We start from the raw sequence: 4,475 nt of genomic DNA on the forward strand, positions 1-4,475 counted from the left end.
CGACACGCCGAGCGTGTGGGCGATTTTGCGTCTGCTCGCGGTGTTAGCCCTACCCCGAAGGAGCCCATTATGGCCATACCCGTCGTCCAGCTCGGCACCGGCAACGTCGGCATCCACGCGCTGCGCGCGCTCATCACCAACCCGGAGTTCGAGCTCACCGGCGTCTGGGTGTCCTCGGATGCCAAGGCGGGCAAGGACGCAGCAGAGCTTGCCGGGCTTGCGGATTCAACCGGAGTGCTGGCCAGCACAGACCTGGACGCGGTGCTCGCCACCGGCCCGAAGTGTGCCGTCTACAACGCGATGGCCGACAACCGGCTGCCTGAGGCCCTGGAGGACTACCGGCGTGTGCTGGCGGCAGGGATCAATATCGTCGGCAGCGGCCCAGTCTTTCTGCAGTATCCGTGGCAGGTGATCCCCGAGGAGCTCATCAAGCCGCTGGAAGATGCCGCGCGCGAAGGCAATTCGAGTTTGTACGTCAACGGCATCGATCCGGGCTTCGCCAACGACCTGCTGCCGCTGGCGCTGGCCGGCACCTGCCAGAACATCCAGCAGGTGCGCTGCATGGAGATCGTCGACTACGCCACCTATGACAGCGCCGTGGTGATGTTCGACGTGATGGGATTCGGCAAGCCGATGGACGAGATCCCGATGCTGCTGCAGACCGGTGTGCTGAGCCTGGCATGGGGATCGGTGGTGCGGCAATTGGCGGCAGGCCTGGGCATCACGCTGGACGAGGTCGCCGAGGTGTACGTCCGCGAGCCGGCACCCGAGGACTTCGACATCGCTTCGGGTCATATCCCCAAAGGCAGTGCCGCCGCACTGCGGTTCGAGGTATTCGGACTGGTCAACGGCGACCCGGTGGTGGTCCTGGAACATGTCACCCGGTTGCGCGAGGATCTGTGTCCCGATTGGCCGCAACCTGCGCAGCCCGGCGGCTCGTACCGCATCGAGATCACCGGCGAACCCTCCTACGCCATGGACATCTGCCTGAGCAGCCGCAAGGGCGATCACAACCACGCGGGACTGGTCGCCACTGCGATGCGGATCGTCAACGCGATTCCGGCCGTGGTGGCCGCCGAGCCGGGCATCGTGACGACGCTGGACATGCCCCTGATCACCGGCCGTGGGCTCTACCTCCCGGCCTGAGTAGCAGGCTTCAAAAGCTAGACTCCGCAAGGCTTTTCACGCTGTCACCGCAATATCGGACACCCGCCGGTTGTGTCGGTCCCCGTGAGCTGGGCAGATCAGCCATTGCTGTCTGCGCCCTGCCCAAACCAGACTGAAGGCATGAGCCCCGCCGAATCCAAGGAGCCTCGACCATGAGCAGCACCATCGCCGGCATTCAGCTGCCCGACACACCGCTCGTGCACGACGTCACCGACTACATCCGGGCACAGGAGAACGACCTGCTGTTCGATCATTCCCGCCGGGTGTTTTTCTTCGGCGCGCTGCAGGGCCTTCGCCGCGGCCTGCAGCCCGACCTGGAACTGCTCTACGTCGGCGCGATGTTCCACGACATCGGTTTGACCGAGCCCTACCGTAGCTCCAACCTGCGCTTCGAGGTCGACGGCGCCAACGCGGCACGGGATTTCCTGCTGCAGCGCGGCGTCGACGAAGCGGACGCCCGCAAGGTCTGGCTGTCCATCGCGCTACACACCACTCCCGGCGTGCCGGAATTCCTGGATCCCGAAATCGCCTTGGTGACAGCCGGTGTCGAGACCGACGTGCTCGGCATCGGACGCGACGATCTCTCGCCCGATCAGCTCGCCGCCGTCACCGCGGTACACCCGCGACCCGATTTCAAGCGCCGAATCCTGCAGGCCTTCACCGACGGCAACACGCACCGCCCCCGGACCACCTTCGGCAACGTCAACGCCGATGTGCTGCAGCACTACGACCCGTCATTCGTCCGCGACGACTTCGTTGAGATCATCTTGAACAACAGCTGGCCCGAATAGCAGCGGGGGAAAGCATGTTGAAACGGCGAGTGCTGATCACCGGGGCGTCGAAGGATATCGGCCGCGCGGTCGCCGACCGGGTGGCCGCCGCCGGCAAGGAACCCATCGGGCTCGCCCGGACGGCGCCATCGGATTTTCCGGGACAGTTCCACGAGAAGTCGATCTCGGCGATCAGGCGGCGAGCGCGCAAACCCTGGACAGGATCATCGACGAAGGCAGGGTCGACGCCGTCGTCAACAACGTCGGCTTGGCGCGGTTCGGCCGCATCGGCTCGATCCATCTGGACGACCTTTTTCTGACCTACGACCTGAACGTGCGCACCGCGGTGCAGGTGGTGCGAGCGGTGCTGCCCGGCATGATCGACGCGAGATCGGTCTGCATCGTCAACGTCACCAGCGTGACGACGCTCGGCACCCCCGAACGCACCCCGGATGCCGCCGCCAAGGCCGCACTGGAAACCTGCACCCGGATTTGGGCCGGCGAGCTCGCCCCCCACCAGCATCGGCGGCGCCGGGACCGGTAGAGACCGAGTTGTACCGCGAACGTAGCCCCGCCGGATCGGATCGTGAAGCTCGCTTCCTCAGCACCATTCCGTTGCACCGGGTGGGCACCCCCGCGGAGATCGCGCATGTGATTTGCATGCTGCTGGAGGAAGCCGCCAGCTACATCACCGGCCAGGTTGTCCGCGTCGACGGGGGCGGGAGCATCAGCGCCGCATAATATTCGGCTAACCTAACTTTTTTATTAGACGCATGTGAATTGAGGGTGTGAAGGTTGGCCCAGGGCACCCAGGCCTCGCTCAAGTCGAGCTGGTATCTGCTCGGTCCGGCGTTCGTCGCCGCGATCGCCTATGTCGACCCCGGAAACGTGGCGGCCAATGTCAGCGCCGGCGCGCAATACGGCTACCTGCTGCTGTGGGTCATCGTCGTGGCCAACGTAATGGCGAGCATCGTGCAGTACCTGTCGGCGAAGCTGGGGCTGGTGACCGGGCAGTCACTGCCCGAGGCGATCGGCAAGCAGATGAGCCGCCCGCTGCGGCTGGCTTTTTGGGTTCAGGCCGAACTCGTCGCAATCGCCACCGATGCCGCCGAAATCATCGGCGGGGCCATCGCCCTGCACATCCTGTTCAATTTGCCGCTATTGGCCGGTGGAGTGATCACCGGTGTGGTCGCGATGCTGCTGCTGGCGATTCAGGACCGCCGTGGCCAGATCCTTTTCGAACGCGTCATCACCGGGCTGCTGCTGATCATCGCCGTCGGCTTCGCGGCCAGCTTCTTCGTTGCGACGCCCCCGCCCGACGCCGTCCTAGGCGGCCTGCTGCCACGATTCCGCGGCACCGAGAGCGTGCTGCTGGCCGCCGCCATCCTGGGCGCCACCGTGATGCCGCACGCCGTTTACATGCACTCCGGCTTGGCGTTGGACCGCCACGGCCATCCCGGGCCGGGCCAGCAGCGGCGCAGACTGCTGCTGGTCACCCGTGTCGACGTCGTGCTGGCAATGGCCGTCGCCGGAACGGTGAATGCGGCGATGCTGCTCGTCGCCGCAATCAACCTGCAAAACCAGGACGTCACCGTGTCCATCCAAGGTGCCTATACCGCCATCCACGCCACTTTGGGTTCGGCGATCGCGATCCTGTTCGCGGTCGGATTGCTCGCGTCCGGTTTGGCGTCCTCCTCGGTGGGCGCCTACGCCGGCGCCATGATCATGAAGGGGCTGCTGCACCGCTCGATTCCCATGATCGCGCGCCGCCTGATCACTCTGTGCCCTGCCGTGGCGATCCTGGCCATTGGTTTCGACCCCACCCGCACCTTGGTGCTCTCGCAAGTCGTGCTGTCGTTTGGTATCCCGTTCGCGGTGCTGCCCCTGGTCAAGCTGACCAGCAGCCGGCAGCTGATGGGTAGCGACAGCAACCATCCCGCGACGACCGTAATTGGCTGGGCGGTCGGGGTGCTGGTCAGCCTGCTCAACGTGCTGCTGATCTGCCTGACCCTGGCGGCCTAGCGTTAAATCACTCCGTCAGTGGCTTCAAAATCATTGTCCGCGTGGATGATTCGCAGAGCGTAAAAGCTTCGGGCGCACGCAAGAATTTCGCAAGAATTTCGCGACGAGCTGGCAAGCGGCGTGCGACAGCCTAGTCGGTGTCAGCGCAGGCGCAGACCTGCGAGGCATCCCGTAGCTAGGCCCCGCAGACAAGCAAGGAACCGCACGTGAACACCATGCACGACCTGGAAGCGACCAGCTATGCACCGACCAGCCAAGCACCGCGTGGCGAAGAGTGCACCGTGGCGTCCGCGTGGTCGTCGAGCCCGCTCGGTGACCCGGCCGGTGACGCCGCGTACAGCGATGCGGCCGGATTTGTCGATGACGGCTACGACTTTGCGCCCGACCCGACCGTAGTGCCTCAAATCAAGATGCCCGCGAAATTTTGTCCGTGCCTCAGGTAGGAATGCCCGCGAAACGGGCCGGTTCAGCTGGCCTTGATCCGGATGCCTTTGCGGATGTCGGGTAGGGCGGTGG

The 4,475-nt window shown here is 65.0% G+C and carries 4 protein-coding genes and 1 pseudogene; all 5 read left to right on the forward strand.

Annotation, left to right across the window (positions count from 1 at the left end):
• The first annotated feature begins 69 nt into the window (after window positions 1–69).
• The 5 genes and pseudogenes from ACLP9N_RS40560 (at window position 70) to ACLP9N_RS40580 (ending at window position 4,402) form a co-directional block, all read left to right on the forward strand.
• Entirely contained in the window at window positions 70–1,146 is a 1,077-nt protein-coding gene (locus tag ACLP9N_RS40560; protein WP_442412675.1) for an NAD(P)H-dependent amine dehydrogenase family protein, read from the forward strand.
• A gap of 173 nt (window positions 1,147–1,319) precedes the next feature.
• Entirely contained in the window at window positions 1,320–1,958 is a 639-nt protein-coding gene (locus ACLP9N_RS40565) for an HD domain-containing protein (RefSeq protein WP_442412676.1), read from the forward strand.
• A gap of 14 nt (window positions 1,959–1,972) precedes the next feature.
• Window positions 1,973–2,678: pseudogene (locus tag ACLP9N_RS40570) on the forward strand (SDR family oxidoreductase).
• A gap of 54 nt (window positions 2,679–2,732) precedes the next feature.
• Entirely contained in the window at window positions 2,733–3,959 is a 1,227-nt protein-coding gene (locus ACLP9N_RS40575; protein WP_442412677.1) for an Nramp family divalent metal transporter, read from the forward strand.
• Between the two features lie 206 nt (window positions 3,960–4,165).
• Window positions 4,166–4,402 (forward strand): hypothetical protein, encoded by a 237-nt coding sequence (locus ACLP9N_RS40580; protein WP_442412678.1) that lies wholly within the window; start codon window positions 4,166–4,168, stop codon window positions 4,400–4,402.
• The last annotated feature ends 73 nt before the right edge of the window (window positions 4,403–4,475 follow it).

Source organism: Mycobacterium sp. (assembly GCF_052144515.1).
Lineage (GTDB): Bacteria > Actinomycetota > Actinomycetes > Mycobacteriales > Mycobacteriaceae > Mycobacterium.

Bases quoted from the DNA above. Each gene is read 5' to 3' on its own strand.
- ACLP9N_RS40560 (WP_442412675.1), top strand. From the start codon at position 70: ATGGCCATACCCGTCGTCCAGCTCGGCACCGGCAACGTCGGCATCCAC.
- ACLP9N_RS40565 (WP_442412676.1), top strand. From the start codon at position 1,320: ATGAGCAGCACCATCGCCGGCATTCAGCTGCCCGACACACCGCTCGTG.